At 64.6% G+C, this 20,148-nt stretch carries 19 protein-coding genes; 9 read left to right on the forward strand and 10 right to left on the reverse strand.

Going from position 1 to position 20,148, the window contains the following annotated elements; genetic code table 11:
- Positions 1-83: 83 nt before the first annotated feature.
- Positions 84-638, reverse strand: a complete 555-nt coding sequence (locus MKD49_RS19310; RefSeq protein WP_252697115.1) for a DciA family protein — start codon at positions 636-638, stop codon at positions 84-86.
- A 53-nt stretch (positions 639-691) separates the two neighbouring features.
- On the opposite strand from MKD49_RS19310, the gene MKD49_RS19315 reads away from it, so the two are divergent.
- The 7 genes from MKD49_RS19315 (at position 692) to MKD49_RS19345 (ending at position 9,276) form a co-directional block, all read left to right on the forward strand.
- Positions 692-1,669: a M23 family metallopeptidase gene (locus tag MKD49_RS19315; RefSeq protein WP_121042534.1), complete on the forward strand. Its 978-nt coding sequence runs from the start codon at positions 692-694 to the stop codon at positions 1,667-1,669.
- A 346-nt stretch (positions 1,670-2,015) separates the two neighbouring features.
- On the forward strand, positions 2,016-4,772 hold the full coding sequence (gene secA / locus MKD49_RS19320; protein ID WP_252697116.1) for a preprotein translocase subunit SecA: 2,757 nt from the start codon (positions 2,016-2,018) through the stop codon (positions 4,770-4,772).
- A gap of 173 nt (positions 4,773-4,945) precedes the next feature.
- Positions 4,946-5,752 (forward strand): DUF2272 domain-containing protein, encoded by an 807-nt coding sequence (locus MKD49_RS19325; protein ID WP_121042538.1) that lies wholly within the window; start codon positions 4,946-4,948, stop codon positions 5,750-5,752.
- 8 nt (positions 5,753-5,760) lie between these two features.
- Entirely contained in the window at positions 5,761-6,513 is a 753-nt protein-coding gene (locus MKD49_RS19330; RefSeq protein ID WP_134135684.1) for an SGNH/GDSL hydrolase family protein, read from the forward strand.
- 35 nt (positions 6,514-6,548) lie between these two features.
- Positions 6,549-7,784: a bifunctional glutamate N-acetyltransferase/amino-acid acetyltransferase ArgJ gene (gene argJ / locus MKD49_RS19335; RefSeq protein ID WP_034329339.1), complete on the forward strand. Its 1,236-nt coding sequence runs from the start codon at positions 6,549-6,551 to the stop codon at positions 7,782-7,784.
- Between the two features lie 191 nt (positions 7,785-7,975).
- The gene (locus tag MKD49_RS19340; RefSeq protein WP_039790449.1) at positions 7,976-8,851 is read left to right on the forward strand and encodes an ATP-binding protein; all 876 of its coding nucleotides are present in this window, start codon (positions 7,976-7,978) and stop codon (positions 8,849-8,851) included.
- Positions 8,851-9,276 carry an NUDIX domain-containing protein gene (locus MKD49_RS19345; RefSeq protein WP_256497708.1) on the forward strand — a complete coding sequence of 142 codons (426 nt, stop codon included), beginning with the start codon at positions 8,851-8,853 and terminating at the stop codon, positions 9,274-9,276. The genes MKD49_RS19340 and MKD49_RS19345 overlap by 1 nt, the downstream gene beginning before the upstream one ends.
- A 42-nt stretch (positions 9,277-9,318) precedes the next feature.
- Here the strand turns inward: MKD49_RS19345 and yacG are convergent, their stop codons facing one another.
- The 9 genes from yacG to MKD49_RS19390 all read right to left on the reverse strand — a co-directional run bounded on the left by yacG (position 9,319) and on the right by MKD49_RS19390 (position 17,879).
- Positions 9,319-9,504, reverse strand: a complete 186-nt coding sequence (yacG, locus tag MKD49_RS19350) for a DNA gyrase inhibitor YacG (RefSeq protein WP_034336666.1) — start codon at positions 9,502-9,504, stop codon at positions 9,319-9,321.
- 36 nt (positions 9,505-9,540) lie between these two features.
- A complete protein-coding gene (gene zapD / locus MKD49_RS19355) occupies positions 9,541-10,296 on the reverse strand; it encodes a cell division protein ZapD (protein ID WP_034336663.1) in 756 nt (251 codons plus the stop codon).
- 213 nt (positions 10,297-10,509) lie between these two features.
- Entirely contained in the window at positions 10,510-11,130 is a 621-nt protein-coding gene (coaE, locus tag MKD49_RS19360; protein ID WP_252697117.1) for a dephospho-CoA kinase, read from the reverse strand.
- 4 nt (positions 11,131-11,134) lie between these two features.
- A complete protein-coding gene (locus tag MKD49_RS19365; protein ID WP_252697118.1) occupies positions 11,135-11,998 on the reverse strand; it encodes an A24 family peptidase in 864 nt (287 codons plus the stop codon).
- A gap of 53 nt (positions 11,999-12,051) precedes the next feature.
- Complete coding sequence (locus MKD49_RS19370) at positions 12,052-13,317, reverse strand: type II secretion system F family protein (protein ID WP_252697119.1); 1,266 nt, start codon at positions 13,315-13,317, stop codon at positions 12,052-12,054.
- A complete protein-coding gene (locus MKD49_RS19375) occupies positions 13,304-14,443 on the reverse strand; it encodes a GspE/PulE family protein (protein ID WP_252697120.1) in 1,140 nt (379 codons plus the stop codon). The genes MKD49_RS19370 and MKD49_RS19375 overlap by 14 nt, the downstream gene beginning before the upstream one ends.
- A 153-nt stretch (positions 14,444-14,596) precedes the next feature.
- Complete coding sequence (locus MKD49_RS19380; protein WP_134135679.1) at positions 14,597-15,889, reverse strand: HlyC/CorC family transporter; 1,293 nt, start codon at positions 15,887-15,889, stop codon at positions 14,597-14,599.
- Between the two features lie 173 nt (positions 15,890-16,062).
- Positions 16,063-17,025 (reverse strand): glyoxylate/hydroxypyruvate reductase A, encoded by a 963-nt coding sequence (locus MKD49_RS19385; protein WP_252697121.1) that lies wholly within the window; start codon positions 17,023-17,025, stop codon positions 16,063-16,065.
- Positions 17,022-17,879: an IclR family transcriptional regulator gene (locus MKD49_RS19390; RefSeq protein WP_121042558.1), complete on the reverse strand. Its 858-nt coding sequence runs from the start codon at positions 17,877-17,879 to the stop codon at positions 17,022-17,024. The genes MKD49_RS19385 and MKD49_RS19390 overlap by 4 nt, the downstream gene beginning before the upstream one ends.
- Before the next feature lie 266 nt (positions 17,880-18,145).
- Here MKD49_RS19390 and MKD49_RS19395 point away from each other — a divergent pair, with 266 nt between their 5' ends.
- The gene (locus MKD49_RS19395) at positions 18,146-19,231 is read left to right on the forward strand and encodes an ABC transporter ATP-binding protein (RefSeq protein ID WP_034336645.1); all 1,086 of its coding nucleotides are present in this window, start codon (positions 18,146-18,148) and stop codon (positions 19,229-19,231) included.
- The gene (locus MKD49_RS19400) at positions 19,228-20,145 is read left to right on the forward strand and encodes an ABC transporter permease (RefSeq protein WP_209580223.1); all 918 of its coding nucleotides are present in this window, start codon (positions 19,228-19,230) and stop codon (positions 20,143-20,145) included. Before MKD49_RS19395 ends, MKD49_RS19400 begins: the two co-directional genes overlap by 4 nt.
- Positions 20,146-20,148 lie beyond the last annotated feature (3 nt).

Raw genomic sequence — 20,148 nt, forward strand, 5'->3', positions numbered from 1 at the left:
TTCTGGCGATGGCTTGCTGGCGATCTGACGAGAGAAATCTTGTAAATTTTTTAGAAGAATCTCGTGATCCGGCTATTTCCGGACTATTTTCCCTGAAGAAATGGCGGGTCTTCTCCTGCCTGCTTGGCCGATCTGCGCTGGTCGCGCCGCCGTATCATGGCGTCGATGGCTTCCTTCAGGCCCTGGCTGCGCGGATCGCTGGCCAGTGTACTGCTGAGTTCGGCGAAGGAAGTGAGCGCGTTGTCGGTCAGTTCCAGCACCCGTTTTGGCGCTGGCGGGGGGGCCGTCCGGCCAACTTGCACTTTGATTCGGATTGAATTAACCTGCCATCCGTCCTTCAGCAGGCGGTCCTGCAGCCTCGGGGTTTGCTGCTTCAACCGTGCCGCCAGCGCTGCATTGGGCGCGCTCATGACCAGCACGCCAGCTTCAAACTGCAAGATCTGACACGCGGCAAACATCGCCGGCAAGTTCGCGGCCACTGACTGCTGCAGCGTGCCCATGCGAGCCAGGGCGGGCAACAGCGCCGCCATCGTCGAATTCGACCGCAAGAAATCCGCGGCTCCCTTCGTGCTCTTCGCCATGCGTTGAGCACTTGTGAGAGCAGGCCGATAAGGGGTAAACGTAGATGCGTACTTCATCTTTAAACCTTATCACATCCGGTGTCTGACCGGCCGGAGACCAAGGAGCAAAGATGCAAATTATCCTGTTGCACCCCCGTTTCACCAAAGCCCGATCGGTCACGCTCGGCACCAAGCACCTCCTGCTGATGTTGCTGCTGCTGGTGAGCGTGATCGCCGGCGCTTCGCTGTCCATCACCTATTTCCTGCTCAACAAGGCCGGCGACCCGGATGCCGCGCCCATGCTGCACAAGCTGGCCGTCTCCATGAGCCAGGAAGAAGATGGCCGCAACGAGAAATTCCTGAAAGAGAACCTGGCCATGATGGCCGTGAAGGTCGGCGAGATGCAGGCCCAGATGATGCGCCTGGATGCGCTGGGCGAACGCGTGCAGGGCCTGGCCGGCATCCGTCCGGAAGAATTCAATTTCAAGGAGCTGCCCGGTCGTGGCGGCGCTGAAGTCTCCAGCATCGCCGGCTCCGGCCGGGATGTCGGCATGGATGAGCTGCGCCGCATGCTCGACAACCTGGCCCAGGATGCCGGCCATCGTTCCGATTATCTCAACGCGGTGGAATCCACCCTCATGGGCGACAAGATCAAGTCGCGCCTGCTGCCCACCAATCAACCGGTCAACGTGGCCTACAACTCGTCGAGCTTCGGCTGGCGGCTGGACCCCTTCAGCGGCCACAACGCCTTCCATGAAGGCCTGGACTTCCCGGCCCCGGTCGGCACCCGCATCGTTGCGGCCGCCGCCGGGGTGGTGATCGCCTCGGAATATCATTATCAGTTCGGCAACATGCTGGAAATCGACCACGGCAACAACATCATCACCCGCTACGCCCACGCCTCGCGCCTGTTCGTGAAGGTGGGCGATATCGTCAAGCGCGGCCAGCATGTGGCCGATGTGGGTTCGACCGGGCGTTCGACCGGGGCGCACCTGCACTTCGAGGTGCGCATACGCGGCATCGCCCAGGATCCGCGCAAGTTCCTGGCGCTCGGTGCCACCGGCGGCAACCAGCCCAAGCAGATGCCGGTCTTCGTCGCGGGCCGCTGAGTCCGCTCGGGCAAGTTCTGACCAGCGCCAGCCTCCGTGGGACGGGCGTTTGCGGCCGGGGAGGGTGGCCTGCAGGCCGCATTCCTGGCGCATCATTGCATCTCTGGCAAGCCCGGCATGAAGATTTTTGCCAAATCCCCCTCCCCCATTGAAACCTTGCAAACACGCCCGATCTAAAGCGAATGCGGCGCGCAGGCGGCATGAAGACGGGCTGGCGAGCCAATGCCCTCGGCCTGCGTGCTAGAATCCATGGTTTATTTTCGGGCGTTGTCGGCTGGAATCCCGCGGCCGGGAGCCCAACGTCACTCTGCCGGATCGTTCATCGGCGCTTTTATAGAATCCAAGCATGTCATTCCTGACCAAGATTTTCGGCAGCCGTAACCAGCGACTGCTCAAACAATATCAAAAAATCGTCCGCCAGATTAACGCGCTGGAGCCCTCGGTCGAGAAGCTGAGCGACGCCGAACTGCAAGCCAAGACGCCCGAATTCAAGCAACGCATCGCCGGTGGCGAATCGCTGGATGCGATCCTGCCGGAAGCCTTCGCCGTCTGCCGCGAAGCGTCCCGCCGCGTGCTCAAGATGCGCCACTTCGACGTGCAGCTCATCGGCGGCATGGCGCTGCACTTCGGCAAGATCGCCGAAATGCGCACCGGTGAAGGCAAGACCCTGATGGCAACCCTGCCGGCCTACCTCAATGCGCTCGGCGGCAAGGGCGTGCACGTGGTGACCGTCAACGACTACCTGGCACAGCGCGACTGCGAAGACATGGGCCGGCTCTACAGCTGGCTGGGCCTGACCACCGGCGTGAACCTGTCGCAGATGGAACACGACGTCAAGCAGGAAGCCTACGCTGCCGACATCACCTACGGTACCAACAACGAATTCGGTTTCGACTACCTGCGCGACAACATGGTCTTCGATGCCGATGACCGCGTGCAGCGCGCCCTGAACTTTGCCATCGTCGACGAAGTGGACTCCATCCTGATCGACGAAGCACGCACGCCGCTGATCATCTCCGGCCAGGCCGAGAACCACACCGAGCTGTATCACAAGATGAACGCCGTGCCGCCGCTGCTGACCCTGCAGATTGGCGAAGAGACCCCGGACGGCAAGGGCAAGATCGAAGTCCCCGGTGACTACACCAAGGACGAGAAGAGCCACCAGGTCCTGCTGACCGAAGCCGGTCACGACAAGGCCGAGGAAATCCTGACCCAGATGGGCCTGCTGCCCGAAGGCGCATCGCTCTATGATGCCGCCAACATCACCCTGATCCACCACCTGTACGCCGCCCTGCGCGCGCACACCCTGTATCACCGCGACCAGCATTACGTCGTGCAGAACGGCGAAGTGGTGATCGTCGACGAATTCACCGGCCGCCTGATGACAGGCCGCCGCTGGTCTGACGGCCTGCACCAGGCCGTCGAAGCCAAGGAAGGCGTCAAGATCCAGAACGAGAACCAGACCCTGGCCTCGATCACCTTCCAGAACTACTTCCGCATGTATGCCAAGCTGTCCGGCATGACCGGTACGGCCGATACCGAAGCCTACGAATTCCAGGAAATCTATCACCTGGAAACCGTGGTGATCCCGCCCAACCGTCCCAATGCCCGCAAGGACCGCCAGGACCAGGTCTACAAGACCGCGCAAGAGAAGTACATGGCCATGGTCAAGGACATCCAGGACTGCTACGAGCGCGGCCAGCCCGTGCTGGTGGGCACCACCTCGATCGAGAACTCGGAACTGCTCTCGGGCATCCTGACCAAGTCCAAGCTGCCGCACAATGTCCTGAACGCCAAGCAGCACGCGCGTGAAGCGGAGATCGTGGCGCAGGCCGGCCGTCCCAAGATGATCACCATTGCCACCAACATGGCCGGCCGTGGTACCGACATCGTGCTGGGCGGCAACGTGGGCAAGCAGATCCAGCTGATCGAAGCCGACGAGTCCCTGTCGGATGCCGACAAGGCTGCCAAGTCGCAGCAATTGCGCGATGAATGGCAGTCCCTGCACGACCACGTGGTCAATGCCGGCGGCCTGCACATCATCGGCACCGAGCGTCACGAATCGCGCCGCGTGGACAACCAGCTGCGTGGCCGTTCCGGCCGCCAGGGCGATCCGGGTTCCTCGCGCTTCTACCTGTCGCTGGATGATGCGCTGCTGCGCATCTTCGCCGGTGACCGCGTGCGCGCCATCATGGACCGCCTCAAGATGCCCGAAGGCGAACCGATCGAAGCCGGCATCGTGAGCCGCTCCATCGAGTCGGCCCAGCGCAAGGTGGAAGCCCGCAACTTCGACATCCGCAAGCAATTGCTGGAATACGATGACGTCGCCAACGACCAGCGCAAGGTCATCTACCAGCAGCGTAACGAGTTGCTGGAGTCGGCCGAGATGGCCGAGATGATCGCCTCCCTGCGCGAGGGCGTCTTCACCGACCTGTTCCGCGAATACGTGCCGGCCGAGTCGATGGAAGAGCAGTGGGACATCCCCGGCCTGCAAGCTGTGCTCAAGAACGAATGGCAGCTCGACATCGACCTGGAAGCCATGCTCAAGGCCGAGCCCGACCTGGCCGAAGACGAACTGCTGGAGCGCCTGCTGACGGCCGCCAAGGAGACCTACGAAGCCAAGGTCGCCGTGGTCGGTGTGGATGCCTTCGCCGGTTTCGAGCGCAGCGTCATGCTCCAGAGCATCGACAACCACTGGCGCGAACACCTGGCCGCACTGGATCACCTGCGCCAGGGTATCCACCTGCGCGGCTATGCGCAGAAGAACCCCAAGCAGGAATACAAGCGCGAAGCGTTTGAGCTGTTCGCCCAGATGCTGGACCTGATCAAGAACGAAGTCATCAAGGTCGTCATGACCGTGCGCATCCAGAGCCGCGAGGAAATCGAAGCGGCCGAGGAAAGCATGGCCGGTGGCTCGCCCATCAACGTCAACTACCAGCACGCCGACTTCGATCCCGAAGCCGCGCCGGAGGAACTGCTGGCACCGACCGCCCAGGCCGGTGGCGAAGACGACGGATCGGAATACCCCAAGGTCGGCCGCAACGATCCCTGCCCTTGCGGCAGCGGCAAGAAGTACAAGCAGTGCCACGGCAAGCTGGCCTGAACCAGAGTCCCCCGGTTCGGCCGCATTCCGGCCAGATGTGAAGAGGCTGTCCACCCAGGCGGGTGGGCGGCCTTTTTTACATCCTGCAGGTGAAGGCTTCTGCAAAATTGGCCTGGCTCCCTTTATGATGAACGCTCCGGCAGCCCACGCCTGCCGCCCAGGAGAACAAGAAGATGTCGCTCGCCAAGATGTTTCGTGCTTCCCGTCTCAGCTTCACTGCCACCGCCATCGCCGTCCTGCTGGCCGGCTGCGCTTCCTCGCCGCTGCCGCAGTGGCGCGACAGCGGCAACCCGGGCTACGCGCCCGTCACGCCCTCCATCCCGGTGACCAATACCGGCGTGCCCGCCGTGGCCATCAGCACCGCGCCCCCCACCCGTGCGGCGCTGGTGGAAGCGGCCAAGGCCGAGTGGGATTTCTTCGGCAACCAGCAGATCGACATGCGCCATGAACCCTTCAGCGCCCCGCGCCTGGGCTTGCTGGAAGACGAGGGCGAGGCCGTGCAGCGGGTGGCCGAGTATTGGCACGCGGTCGGCAAGAACCTGACCGGTGCAGATTGCCAGCAAGCCTGGTCGGCGGCCTTCATTTCCTGGTTGATGGTGAGCACCAATGTGCCGCCGCAGGATTTCGCGCCCAACGAAACCCATTTCAATTACCTGAGCTTCCTCAAGGACCGCCAGTCGCGCCCCTCGCCGCAATTCGTGCTGCGCCCGGCCGAGAGCGAGCCGATTGCGCCCGGTGACCTGATCTGCGCCCCGCGCGGCAACAATAACATCACTTCCATCGACGAAATCCGGCCCGGGCTGGCCGGCCATTGCGATCTGGTGGTGGAGGTGCATGCCGATGATGGCTGGGCTGGCGTGATCGGGGGCAATGTCTTCAACTCGGTCTCCGAATCCCTGATCCCGGTGGATGAGCAGGGCCGTGCCCAGCCGATTGCCGCGCGCCCGTGGCTGGTGGTGGTCAAGAACCTGCTGCCGTGAGGCCGCCCATGCTGATCCTGGGAAAACTGCTGCTGGGGCCCCTTTTGCTGACGCAAGCCAAACGCCTGCGCCAGACCGCGCTGCGGCTGCCGGAAGCGGCCGGTCCGCGCAGCGGCATGGAGTTTCCCGCCTTGCAGCCTCGGCTGGTGGCCGAGCCGTTGCGCGTGCTGGTAGTGGGTGATTCCTCGGCCGCCGGGGTCGGGGTGGAGCATCAGGAGCAAGCCCTGGCCCAGCCGCTGGCTCGCCAGCTGGCCGCGCGCACCGGCCATCCGGTGGCCTGGCAGCTGGTGGCGCAGAGCGGCGTCAATTCGCTCGAAGCGCTGGACCTGCTGACGCGCCATGAGATCGGTCCGGCCACCGTCCTGGTGGTGGCCCTGGGCGTGAACGACGTGACCTCGCAGATGAGCCCGCAACGCTACGTGGCCAACCTGCGCCTGCTGTGCGAACGCCTGATGGCGCAGGCCGGGGTGGAGCACATCGTCTTCTCGGGCTTGCCGCCCATGCACCTGCTGCCGGTGGCACCGCAGCCGCTGCGCTGGTATCTGGGCCGCTACGCGCGCAAGCTGGACCGCGCCCTGCGCGACTGGATCGATGCCGAGGCCGCCTTGCGTTACTGCTCCCTGCAATGGGCGCTGCCGCATGAGATGGCGATTGACCGCTTCCATCCGGGCCACGGCCAGTATGCGCAATGGGCCAGGATGAGCGCCGAGATCATCGAAAGCGAGTTTCTGCGTCATCAGCCGGTGACGGAAAGTGTTTAAAATACGCGTTCCGATTTTTACGCTGAAAGCTCGCCATGGCCGTCAATTCCCCGATTCCCGTTCCTTCCGACCTGAAAGCCGTCGCCGGCATCGAACTCGGCCATGCCGAAGCGGGTGTGCGCAAGGCCAATCGCAAGGACGTGCTGGTCATGAAGCTGGCCGAGACCGCGACTGTGGCGGGCGTCTTCACCAAGAACCGTTTCTGTGCCGCCCCGGTGCAGATCTGCCAGGCCAACCTGGCGCAGTTGAGCGCCGGCAAGCCCATCCGCGCCCTGGTGATCAACACCGGCAACGCCAACGCCGGCACCGGTGAAGAAGGCCTGCAGCGCGCCAAGTCGGTCTGCGCCGCGCTGGCCCAGCAGATGGGCGTGGAGCCGCAGCAGATCCTGCCGTTTTCCACCGGCGTGATCCTGGAGCCGCTGCCGGCTGATCGCATCATCGCCGGCCTGCCGCAAGCCATCGGCAACCTGAAGGCCGACAACTGGTTCAACGCGGCCGAGTCCATCATGACCACCGACACCCAGCCCAAGGCTGCTTCGCGCACCCTGACCATCGGCGGCAAGCAGGTGGTGATGACCGGCATCAGCAAGGGCGCCGGCATGATCAAGCCCAACATGGCCACCATGCTGGGTTTCCTGGCCTTCGACGCCAAGCTGCCGCAGGCGCTGCTGAACCAGCTGGTCAAGGATGCCGCTGACCATTCCTTCAACTGCATCACCATCGATGGGGATACCTCGACCAACGATTCCTTCATCCTGATGGCCACCGGTGCCGGCGAACTGGAGATCACCAGCGCCGACAGCGACGAGTACAAGCAACTGGCTGCAGCCGTCACCGACCTGTCGCAGCATCTGGCGCACCAGATCGTGCGCGATGGCGAAGGCGCGACCAAGTTCATCGAAGTGGCCGTGGAAGACGGCAAGAGCATCGAGGAGTGCCGCCAGATCGCCTACTCCATCGGCCATTCGCCGCTGGTCAAGACCGCCTTCTTCGCTTCCGATCCGAACCTGGGCCGTATTCTGGCCGCCATCGGCTATGCCGGCATCGAGGATCTGGATGTGTCGAAGATCAACCTGTGGCTGGACGATGTGTGGGTCGCCAAGGACGGCGGCCGCAACCCGGATTACCGCGAAGAAGACGGCCAGCGCGTCATGAAGAAGGCCGAGATCGTGGTGCGTGTGAAGCTGGCGCGCGGCACGGCCAAGGCTTCCATCTGGACCTGCGATCTGTCGCACGACTACGTCTCGATCAACGCCGACTACCGTTCCTGAGCGTTTTTCTTCACCTCGCGGCGTTTCGCCGCCATCGGCCCACCCATCCCCGGGCCGATGGCGCGCCCGGGATGGCGGCGGCAACATGAATGCCCGCGCCCTCGGATCAATTTTATTCACACCGGCCGCCAGCGCCTTGCGCCACAATGGCGCGTGCATTCCCGCCCCGTTCATCCCGATTTGCGATCACCATGACCCAGCTAGACCAATTCCTGCAGCGTGCCGAAGCCTTGCTGGCGCGCGTCGAAGCCATCCTCCCCAACGCCGCCGCCCGTGAACCCGACTGGAACGCCGCCGTCGCCTTCCGCTGGCGCGGTGCGACCGCCCAGCGTCCCGGCTACCTGCAGGCGGTGGGGCAGATCTCGAAGATCGGCCTGTCGGACCTGCATAACATCGGCCCGCAAAAGGAACAGATCGACCAGAACACCCGCCAGTTCGTCGAAGGCCGCCCGGCCAACAACGTGCTGCTGACGGGCGCGCGCGGCACCGGCAAATCCTCGCTCATCAAGGCGTGCCTGAACCAGTACGCCGACCGTGGCCTGCGCCTCATCGAAGTGGACAAGGATGACCTGCACGACCTGCAGGACATCGTGGAACTGGTGGCGGCGCGTCCGGAACGCTTCATCGTCTTCTGCGACGATCTTTCCTTCGAGGAAGGCGAGGGCGGCTACAAGGCGCTGAAGGTGGCCCTGGACGGCAGCATCGCGGCGCAGTCCGACAACGTGCTGATCTACGCCACCTCCAACCGCCGCCACCTGATGCCGGAGCGCCTCTCCGACAACAACACCTACACCCACACCGAGGATGGCGACCTGCACCCCGGCGAAACGGTGGAAGAAAAGATTTCGCTTTCCGAGCGCTTTGGCCTGTGGGTGACCTTCTATCCCTTCAAGCAGGACGATTTCCTGGACATCGTGGCGCACTGGCTGCGCCACTTCGGCTGCAATGACGCGCAGATCGCCGAAGCCCGCGCCGATGCCCTGCGCTGGGCGCTGCAGCGCAGCTCCCGCTCGGGCCGCGTGGCCTGGCAGTTCGCGCGCGACTACGCCGGCAAGGCGCAAGGCTGATGAGCGGCGATTCCAAGCCCGTGGCCAAGCCCATTGACGTAGCCGTGGGCATCCTGATGCAGCCCAACGGCGACGTGCTGTTGGGCCAGCGTCCAGAGGGCAAGCCCTATGCGGGTTACTGGGAATTCCCCGGCGGCAAGGTGGAGCCGGACGAAAGCATCTTCGCGGCGCTGCAGCGCGAGTTCAAGGAAGAGCTGGGGATCGAGGTGCTGGACGGTGAGCCTTGGTGCGGCGTCGAGCACGTCTATCCGCATGCCCATGTACGCCTGCATTTCTACATCAGCCGCCAGTGGCGCGGCGAGCCGCAGAGTCTGGAAGGCCAGGCCTTTGCCTGGCAGGGCAGCGTGGGCGTGGAACCGCTGCTGCCGGCCACCATTCCGCTGCTCCAGTGGCTGGATCAGCTGCGATATGACGACGAAGCCTGAAGATGGGTGGCTTTAAGGCGAAATGAAGGAAAAAGCCCGTCATCACTGCACGGGCTTGTCCCCTTCGTCTTCCAGTGGCAGGTTCACTGCGGGGATAGTGTACTTTTCTTCGGCCCAGGCACCCAGGTCGATTTGCTTGCAGCGTTCGGAACAGAAGGGGCGGTACTTGTTCTTCTCGCTCCATTCCACCTTGGTGCCGCAGGTCGGGCAGTCTACGATCGTGGCCATACGTTTTACTTCACTTCATTCGATTCAGATTACGGATCAAAAGCCGCACAGCGCCAGTTCGAAGGGCACTTCGCCCTCGAAGGAGCGCGGCTTCTCGTCGCCATCCTGCTGGGTGAAACGCACCCACAGCATGTATTTGTTGGCCGAGATCTCGGGGATGGCGCCGAGGTTGATGTCCAGTGACAGGCGCAGCATCTGGTAGACCTTGCCCTGCAGCATCTGCTGGTAACTGCCGCCTTCGGCGTTGATTTTTACTGCATGTCCGGATTCGCGCAGCAATCGCATGACGATGGCGATGGCATCGAACAGCGGGATCAGCGGGGCGAACCAGTTGGAAATGTCCTGGAAACGGCGTTCAAACGGATGCTGTTGCCAGGCGTAATAGGCCGGCAGGTCGAATTCGCAGGCGCCGCCCGGAATGATGGTGCGGCCGCGAATGCTCATGAGCCATTCATTGTCGCGGATGTTCTGGCCGGTCTTGCCCTGGGCAGCAGAGAGGGCGCTGCTGGCCTGGTCGACTTCGGCCAGGATGGCATTGAGCATCTCGGGCTCGACATTGGGATTGGACTGGTAGGCCAGCAGGATCTGCTTTTGCCGTTCCAGCTCTTGCAGCAGGTCGGACTTGAGGTCCGCGCGTCCGGCGACCTCCAGCATTTCAAAAATGGTGGCAAGGGCGATGTGATGCTGATGCGGGCTTTCCTGGTGCAGGAAGAAGACGAATTTCTCGTAGAGGTCTTCCAGTCGCAACAGCGTGCGAATACGCTCATTGAAAGGGTATTCGTAGACGATCAAAGCATGATCCCTTTATTGGTTGAACCGGACTTGTTAGGCCGCTGACAGGCCGCGTGGGTGCAATAACCTCGTCAACATGTGCAATGTCTGTGATTCTGACCCATGCAGAAGAAAATTACAAATGCAGTCGCCATCAAATGAAGCTGCAGGAGCGCATCGCATTTGCCGCGCTGCCCAAGTGCATTGCTGCAGCCGCGCAAGCTGCACCATCGCTCAGTGCCCGCCTGCCAGCGCCAGGTAGCGCGCATGTAGCTCGCGTACCTGATCCGGCAGCTCGGCATTGCTGCCGCCGTTGTCGATGACGTCCTGCGCCACCGCCAATCGCGCCTGGCGGCTGGCCTGTGCGGCCATGATGGCTTCCACTTCCTCACGCTGCAGGCCGTTGCGCTGCATGACGCGCGCGATCTGCACTTCTTCCGGACAATCCACCACCAGGATGCGGCTGGCACGGCCGACCCAGGTGCCGGACTCCACCAGCAGCGGCACCACGAAGATGACATAGGGACCGGTGGCATCCTCGGCCTCGCGCACGGTTTCGCTGCGGATCAGCGGATGCAGGATGGCTTCGAGCGCATGGCGTGCAGTCGGGTTGCCGAAGACGTGCTGGCGCATGCGGGTGCGGTCCATGGCACCGTTCGCATCGATGAATTCGCCGCCGAAATGATCGCGGATGGGATCGATGGCCAGGCCCTGCGGTGCGGTCAGGGCGTGGGCGATGGCGTCGGTATCGACCAGCGAAGCGCCGAGCTCGCCAAACAGGTTGGCCACCGTGGTCTTGCCGCTGCCGATGCCGCCGGTCAGTCCGATGGTGAAGCGTTCAGTCAATGAGGTCATGGAATCAGAAGTCGTAGAGAAGTTGCGTGAGCCAGCCATGGCCCATCAGCAGGGTCAGCATGCCGGCGCAGGCCAGGCAGGGGCCGAAGGGAATGGCCTGGCCGCGCTGGTGGCGGCCAAAAACCATCAGCGCCAGGCCCAGGACTGCGCCCAGCGCCGAGGCCAGCAGCAAGACCAGCGGCAAGGACTGCCAGCCCAGCCAGGCCCCGAGCGCGGCCATGAGCTTGAAGTCGCCATAGCCCAGGCCCTCCTTGCCGGTGGCCAGCTTGAAGATCCAGTAGATCAGCCACAGCACGCCATAGCCGGCCATCGCACCCAGCACGGCATCCTGCAGCGGCACCAGGCGATGCACCACGTTGACCAGCAGCCCCAGCCACATCAAGGGCAGGGTGAGGTCGTCAGGCAGCAGCATGGTGCGGGCATCGATCACCGCCAGCGCAATCAGGAAGGACGCGCACACCATCAGCGCCACGCCATGCAGGCCCAGGCCGAAGCGCCAGCCCAACAGGGCGAACAGCAGTGCGGTCAGCAGTTCCACCAGCGGGTAGCGGGCGCTGATGGGGTGGGCGCAGAAGGCGCAACGTCCGCGCAGCAGCAGCCAGCTGAGCAGGGGAATCTTGTGATGCGGCGCCAGCGGCGCGGCACAATGCGGGCAGGCGGAGGCGGGCAGCCAGAGGTTGTAGCGGTCGGCGTGCGGCAGGGCCTCGCCGCGTTCCCCTGCGACGAAGTTGGCGGTCTCGCGCAGCATCATCTGCGGCACGCGATGGATCACCACGTTGAGAAAGCTGCCGACCAGCAGGCCCAGCAGCGCCGCCGCGCCAGCGAGTGCAGCGTTGCCGGGGAAGGCCAGGGCATCCAAGAAAGACATCGTCGGGTTCAACTGGTTTGGTCGTCAAAGAAGGGGAAGACAGGCGTGCCGGCTTATACCACTGCACCCATGCGGAACACCGGCAGGTACATCGCCACCACCAGGCCGCCGATCACCACGCCCAGCACCGCCATGATAACGGGTTCCATCAGGCTGGTGAGGGCGGTGACGGCTTCATCGACCTCGCGTTCGTTGAGGTCGGCGATCCTGGTCAGCATGGCGTCGAGGGCGCCGGCCTCTTCGCCCACGGCCGTCATCTGCACTGCCAGGTCGGGGAAGACGCCCGTGGCCTGCATGGCCGCATGCAGCGAGGCGCCATTGCGCACGGCGTCGCGCACGGCCAGCGAGGCGTCGGCATAGACCACGTTGCCGGCCGCGCCAGAGACCGTTTCCAGCGCTTCCACGAGGGCGATGCCGGCACCGAAGAGGGTGCCGAAGGTGCGGCTCCAGCGTGCCAGCGCCGCTTGCCGCAACAGCTTGCCGAACAGCGGCAAGGACAGGCTCAGGCGCTGCGCCGCCAGTCGCAGCGGAAGATAGCGCCGCCACGCCAGGGTTGCCAGCACGCCCGTCACCAATGTGCCCAGCAACAGCCAGGGACCGTGCTGGCCCAGTAGACGCGCCGTGGCCATGACGACGCGTGTGGGCAGCGGCAACTCGGCCCCGAACTGCTGGAACATCTGCTCGAATGCCGGCACCACCCACAGCATGATGACGACCGTCACGATGATGGCCACCAGCACCACGGCGCAGGGATAGGCCAATGCCGCGCGCACCTTGCCGCGCAAGGCCAATGACTTTTCGCGATAGAGGGCGATGCGCTCCAGCATGCTGTCGAGCATCCCCGCTTCTTCGGCGGCGCGCACCAGGTTGCAGAAGAGCGCATCGAACTGGCGCGGATGACGCGCCAGCGCCGCATGCAGGCTCTCGCCGCGCGCCACGGCCTGGCGCACGTCGGCCAGCAGCGCGGCCAGTGCGCTCTGGCCGGCGCCGCGAATGGCGATGTCCAGCGACTGCAGCAGCGGCAATCCTGCCCGCAGCATGGTGGCCAATTGGCGGGTGAAGAGGGCGATCTGTTTGGCGCTGATGCGGCCACGCGTCCTCGCTGTGGCCGGGTTTGCCGCAGGGGCCGGGCCATTGTCGAGGTCGGCCGCACGCTCCGCGCGCCGCAGCCGCGCCACGCGCATCCCCTGCTGGCGCAGCCGGGCACGTGCCTGGGCTTCATCGCTGGCTTGTATCACACCGCGTTGCGGGCGATTGTGGCGGTCCAGCCCTTCCCAGCGGAATTGGGACGCCGATGTCGTGCGATCAGGTGCAGGCAAGGATTTCTCCCATGCTGGTTTCACCGCGCAAGACCTTCAGCAGCCCCGCCCGCCGCAGGTCGATGATGCCCTCCGCTTGCGCCTGCCGGCCCAGTTCCAATGTGCCGGCCTGCGCCAGGATCAGCGCTTGCATGGCCGCGCTGACCGGCATCACCTGATAGATGCCGGTGCGCCCGCGAAAGCCGGTCTGGTTGCAGGCCGGGCAGCCGTGCGGCACGAAGGTGGCCGGCGTACCACCGGCCGGACGGCGGCAGCGGCACAGCTTGCGCACCAGCCGTTGGGCCACGATCAGGCTGACCGATGCCGCAATGTTGTAGGCCGGCACGCCCATGTTGAGCAGCCGCGTGAGCGTGGCCGGGGCGTCGTTGGTGTGCAGGGTGGAGAGCACCAGGTGCCCGGTCTGCGAAGCCTTGACGGCGATGTCGGCGGTCTCCAGGTCGCGGATCTCGCCCACCATCAGCACATCCGGATCCTGGCGCAGGAAGGCGCGCAGTGCCAGGGCGAAGTCCAGTCCGGCGCGTTCGTTGATGCTGACCTGGTTGATGCCGGGCAGGTTGATTTCCACCGGGTCCTCGGCGGTGGCGATGTTCACCCCCGGCTGGTTCAGGCGCTGCAGGCAGGCATACAGCGAGACCGTCTTGCCGGAGCCGGTCGGCCCGGTCATCAGGACCAGCCCGTGCGGCTTGCTGATGGCTTGCAGCAGCGCTTCCTGCTGGGCCGGTTCATAGCCGAGGTCGCTGATCGACAATGCCGCCTGCGCGGTATCGAGAATGCGCAGCACGATCTTTTCACCGAACTGCGTAGGCAGCGTCGAGACGCGGAAATCCACCGTGCGCGTGCCTAGCGCCAGGCGCATCTTGCCGTCCTGGGGCAGGCGCTTTTCGGCGATATCCAGCCGCGCCAGGATCTTCAGGCGGGTGGCCAGCTTGTCGCGCAAGCTCAACGGCGGCTGCGCCAGTTCATGCAGCACGCCATCCAGCCGCAGCCGTACGCGGAAGAGATGTTCGAAGGGCTCGAAATGCAGGTCGGAAGCGCCCATGCCGACGGCATCGGCCAGCAGCTTGTGCAGCAGGCGCACCACGGGAACATCATCATCGGCCACGGCCGTGTCGGGAGTGTGCAGCATGGGAGACCTCGCGCGCAGGGGCGCTGCCGCAGGGCAACGCACAGGGAGGGCAAGTCTCCCACGCGCGGCGGCCGCCCGAAAAGCGGGCCGGCCGTTTGCGCGGGACAAAATCGGTGGAGTTCGATGCCGGCCCGCAAGGCCCGGCGCATGCTCTCAGTCCTGTGCCTTCACTTTCGCAGGCAAGGCGATGAGCTTGACCATGCGGATAGCCTGGTTCTGTACCTGCACGATCTCGATCACGCAGCCATCGATCTTGACGGCCACGCTGGCTTCGGGAATGTCCTGCAGGGTTTCCAGCAGCAGACCGTTGATGGTCTTGGGGCCATCCAGCGGCAGCTTCAGGCCCAGGCGCTTGTTGATGTCGCGCAGGGTGGTGCTGCCCTCAAGCAGGCAGGTACCGTCCTTGTCCCAGCCGAAACCTTCGCCGGAGGAGCCGGGCGAGGAGGTCGTGAATTCGCCGATCATCTCTTCGATGATGTCTTCCAGCGTCACCAGTCCCTGCACTTCACCGTATTCATCGACCACGATGCCCAGGCGTTCGTGGTTTTCCTGGAAGTACTGCAGCTGGGTGAAGACATCGGTCTCCACCGGCACGTAATACGGGGCCGAGAGCAGGGCGCGGATGTCGTCGTGGGTGATGTCGTCTTCCTGGCGGAACAGCGAGACAGTCTTGCGCACATGCAGGATACCGACGATGTGATTGATCTCGCCCTCGAACACCGGCAGCTTGTTGTGATAGCAGGTGGCCAGCTGGTGCAGGATCTCCTCCACCGGGGCGGCCAGGTTCAGGGCCTCGACCTGGGCGCGCGGGGTCATGACGTCTTCCACCGAAATCTTTTCCAGGTCGAACAGGTTCAGCAGGATGCTCTTGTGCTTCTGCGGAATGAAACTGCCGCCTTCGAGCACGATGGAGCGCAGCTCTTCGGGAGAAATGCGCTGCTCGGCCGCGCGCGATCCGGTCTTGATGCGCAAGACCTTGAGGATGGCCGACACGAAGATGTTGACGAACCACACCAGCGGCTTGGCGATGCGCATCAGCGGCTTCAAGATGAAGCTGGTAAAGAGCGCAATGCGTTCGGGATGGGTGGCACCAATCACCTTGGGCACGATCTCGGCAAAGATGATCAAGAGCGCCGCCACGAAGGCGGTGGCCGCCGTGATCACGCGCTGGTGGTTGCCGAAGGCGGCGATGGCCAGCGCCGTCACCAGGGCCGTGGCCAGCGCATTGATGACGGTATTGGCGATGAGGATCAGCGAGAGCAGCCGTTCAGTGCGGTCCAGCAGCCACAGGATGGTGACGGCGGCCCGGTTGCCCTGTTTGGCCAGGTGCCGCAGGCGATGGCGGTTGGCGGCCATCAGCGCCGTCTCGGTCATGGAAAAGAAGGCCGAGAGCAGAATGAGAATGAGGAGTGCAAGAGCTTGCACCCATATGGGTACGGTATCCAAACGTTGCCGTCAGTGGGTTGCCCTCACGCATGGGAGGGAGTCGGCGGGCCTGTTTGCTTGTCGTCATGACAGGCAAGCCAGGGCGGCCAGCGAGCGCCAAAGTCTAGACGATGGGGGCTTATCTCGCAAGCCGGGCGGCGGCGCGGTGTGGCGGCTGCGCCCGGACTTGCCCTTCAGTAACCCTTGCTGCGGTCGTAGAGATGCGGCGGCGGCAGGCCGCCCAGCATCGCGGCAATGGCCACCGCCGCCTGCCTGGCGCGTTCGCGGCGCGAGGGCGTTGCCGCTGCATGGGGCGTGACCAGCACGCGCGGATGGCGCCAGACGGCAGCCTCGGCGGGCAGCGGTTCTTCATCGAACACGTCCAGCACGGCACCGGACAAGTGCCCGCTGTCGAGCGCGGCCAGCAGATCCGGCAGGCACACGTGGCTGCCGCGGCCGACGTTGATGACCGCGGCACCGCGCGGCAACTGGCGCAAGAGATCGGCATCGATGAGGTGGCGGGTATCGGTGGTCTCGGGCAAGAGGCAGATCAGGATATCGGTGCGGGCCAGGAAGTCCGGCAACGCAGCGGCCCCGGCAAAGCAGGCCAGCCCCTTTTCGCTGCGCAGCGAGCGCGCCCAGCCGGCGGTCTCGAAGCCGACCGCTGCATGCATGTGCGCCGCCGACAAGCCCAGCGCACCCAGGCCCAGCACGCCCACGCGGGTTTCGCGCGCCGTGCGGGGCGTGGAGAATTCGCGCCATTCGGCGCGCGCCTGCTGGGCAATGATGCGCGGCATGTCCTTCAACAGCATCAGGCTGCTCATGAGCGTGAATTCGGCCATGCGCTGCTGCGTTTCAGGCGTGACCATGCGCACGATGGGCAGCTCCGGCAGGTGCGGGTCTGCAAGGATGTGATCGACTCCGGCAGCCGCACTGATGATGGCCTTCAGGTTGGGGAACTGCGCCAGCCGCCCCGGCTCGGGCTGCCACACCAGCACGAACTGCACGCGCGCCGGATCGACTTCCGGATCATCCCAGGCGCGCACGTCGAGGCCCAGTTCGGGTGCGAATTCATGAAAGCTGGCGCGCCACTCGGCCAGCGCGGCAGCGCCGCCGGACTTGATCAGCAGCACGGGGGCAAGAGCAGGGGTGGTCATGCTTGTGGCTCCACGGGATTGGCCTGGTGCATGGGCCGGCGCAAGGCCGGGTCGAAGGGATTGATCCGGCGCGACAGGGCGGCGGCTTCCCGCTGCAGCATCTGCACCACGGTCGGCAGGCGCTCCTCGGTCAGGCGCGAGGTCAGCGTGCCTACACTCAAGGCACCGACGATGTTGCCGCCGGCATCGAAGAGCGGCACACCCAGCCCGGCCATGCCATCGAGCAGGCCGGCCTGGCGTGCCGCATAACCGGTCTCGCGCACACGCTCGATTTCCGTGCGCAGGTAGACCTCGTCATAGACCCCGAATTCGCGCAGGCGCGGCACGTTGTAGCGGATCACTTCCTCGCGTTCTTCTTCCGGCAGGAAGGCGAGGATGGCCAGCGCGCCCTGTCCCACGCCCAAGGCGACGCGCCCGCCGATGTCGCCGGTGAAGGCGCGGATCGGGAAGGGACCATCGACGCGGTCCACGCACACCGCATCGAAGCGCGAGCGCAGCAGCAGGAAGACCGTATCGCCAAGACTGCCGCACAGCCGCAGCAGCGCCGGACGGCACAGGCTGCGCACATCCGACGCATTGCCGGCGCGCGCGGCCAGGGCGAACAGGTCCATGCCCAGGCGATACAGCTTGCTGCGCTCATCCTGTTCCACCACGCCTTCCCCGGCCAGCGATTGCAGCAGCCGGTGCGTGGTGCCCTGGGTCAGGCCGATGGTCTTGGCCACTTGCGTCACCCGCATGCCTTGCGGTGGTGCATCGGCCAGCGCGCGCAACACCGCAAAGGTGCGCTGGATGCCGTTGACCGGCAGGGAGGCGGGGGCGCTGGCGGCCGTGGCCTCGTCGTTGTGCTCGCTCATGAGGGGGCTTTGTCTGCTGGGTGGAATCGGCGGCGGTTCGCTCGCCGATGCATTTCATTGAACGGAATAAATATAAAAAATTTCCCGACTGTCGAAATACGATAGCAGAATTGGCACCGAAATTGCATCAATAACGAAACAGGAGACGCGCCGCTCACATCGCTTCAGCGATGGGGTTGCGCAATTGAAAGTATGCATCGGAGCGCCCGCCGGCCGACAAGCCCGCCAGCCGTGCAGCGCCCGAACCTTGCGACAGGGAGCTTGCAATGTCATTTCTCACGCTGACCAATGTCAGTAAGTTCTATGGCGATACCCAGGCGGTATCGGGGTTCAACCTCACGGTGGAAAAGGGTGAGTTCATCTCCCTGCTCGGTCCTTCGGGCTGCGGCAAGACCACCACCCTGCAGATGATCGCGGGCTTCGAGGCCGTCAGCGGCGGCCGCATCGAACTCGACGGCCGCGACATCACGCATGCCAAGCCCAATACGCGCGGCCTGGGCATCGTGTTCCAGACCTATGCGCTGTTCCCGCACATGACGGTGGAGCAGAACGTGGCCTTCGGGCTGGAGATGCGCAAGTGCGGCGCCGCTGAGAAGCGCGACCGTGTGGCGCAGGCCCTGTCGCTGGTGCATCTGGAAAAACACGGTGCGCGCTATCCGCGCGAACTCTCCGGCGGCCAGCGCCAGCGCGTGGCCCTGGCGCGTGCGCTGGTGATTGCTCCGCCGGTGTTGCTGCTCGATGAACCGCTGTCCAACCTCGACGCCAAGCTGCGCGAAGAGATGCAATTCGAACTGCGCGACATCCAGCGCAAGGTCGGCACCACCACCATCATGGTCACGCACGACCAGAGCGAAGCCATGTCCATCAGTGACCGGGTGGTGGTGATGGAGGCCGGCCACATCACCCAGGTCGGCCGTCCCCTGAACGTGTATGAACATCCGGCCAACCGCTTCATCTCCACCTTCGTGGGCAAGGCCAACCTGCTCGAAGGCCAGGTGGTCGGTGCCGCAGGTGAACGCGCTGACATCGCGGTGGGCGGCATGATGCTGTCGCTGGAAAGCACCGACACCGGCCTGCGCGGCGGTGGCCGCGTGGTGCTGGGCCTGCGTCCGGAAAAGATCCGCTGTACCGCGCCCGGCCAGGGCCGCTGCAATGGCGAAGTGGTGCGCCGCTTCTTCCTCGGCAGCCAATGGATGTATGAAGTGGAGACCCCGCTGGGCCTGCTCTCGGTCCTGTCGGCCAACGATGGTGCCGAAGCCCTGGAGCAGGGGGCTGCCGTCGGCCTGGCGTGGAGCGACTACAGCCTGCGCCTGGTCTCCACCGCCCGCAGCGATGAAGGGGTCGCAGCATGAGCGCGGCCGGCACAACTTCCGTGGCACCGCCCGTGGTGAGTGCCGCCGCCAGCGACAAGGCGCCCAGCCAGCGCAGCCTGCCCTGGCTGATGTCGGCCCCGGCCATCCTGCTGTGCACGGTGATGCTCCTGGTGCCGCTGGTGCTGACCTTCGTGCTGTCCTTCAACGCCTATGATGCCGAGACCGGCCCCAAGGCCGGTACCTTCACGCTGGAGCATTACGCAGCGGTGCTGACCGATCCGTATTACTACGGCATCTTCTGGCGCACGCTGTGGATCTCGGGCCTGGTCACGCTCATCTGCATCGTCGTCGGTGCGCCCGAGGCGTACATTCTCAACCGCATGCGCAAGCCCTGGCGCTCCATCATGCTGCTGGTGGTGCTGGCCCCGCTGATGATCTCGGTGGTGGTGCGCGCCTTCGGCTGGAGCATGCTGCTCGGTCCCGAAGGCCTCATCAACGGCACACTGGTGGCGCTGGGCTTTGCCAAGGTCAAGCTGCTCTATACCGAAACGGCCATCGTCATTGCGCTGGTGCATGTGATGCTGCCCTTCATGGTGATCCCGGTGTGGACCTCGCTGCAGAAGCTCGATGGTGGCGTGGCCAACGCGGCGCTGTCGCTGGGCGCCTCGCCCATCACCGTGCTGCGCCGTATCGTGCTGCCGCAGATCATGCCCGGCATTCTCTCGGGCAGCCTGATCGTCTTCGGCCTCTCGGCCAGCTCCTTTGCCATTCCGGGGCTGTTGGGCGGACGCCGCCTGAAGATGATGGCCACCATCATCTATGACGAATACCTGCACGAACTGAACTGGCCGCTGGGCGCAGCCATCGCGCTGCTGCTGCTGGTGGCCAACCTGGTCATCATGCTGGGCTGGAACCGCATGATCGAACGCCGCTACAAGAAAGCGCTGGGCTGAACC

The sequence above is a fragment of the Herbaspirillum sp. WGmk3 genome, from assembly GCF_023952535.1.
Classification (GTDB): domain Bacteria; phylum Pseudomonadota; class Gammaproteobacteria; order Burkholderiales; family Burkholderiaceae_D; genus Herbaspirillum; species Herbaspirillum huttiense.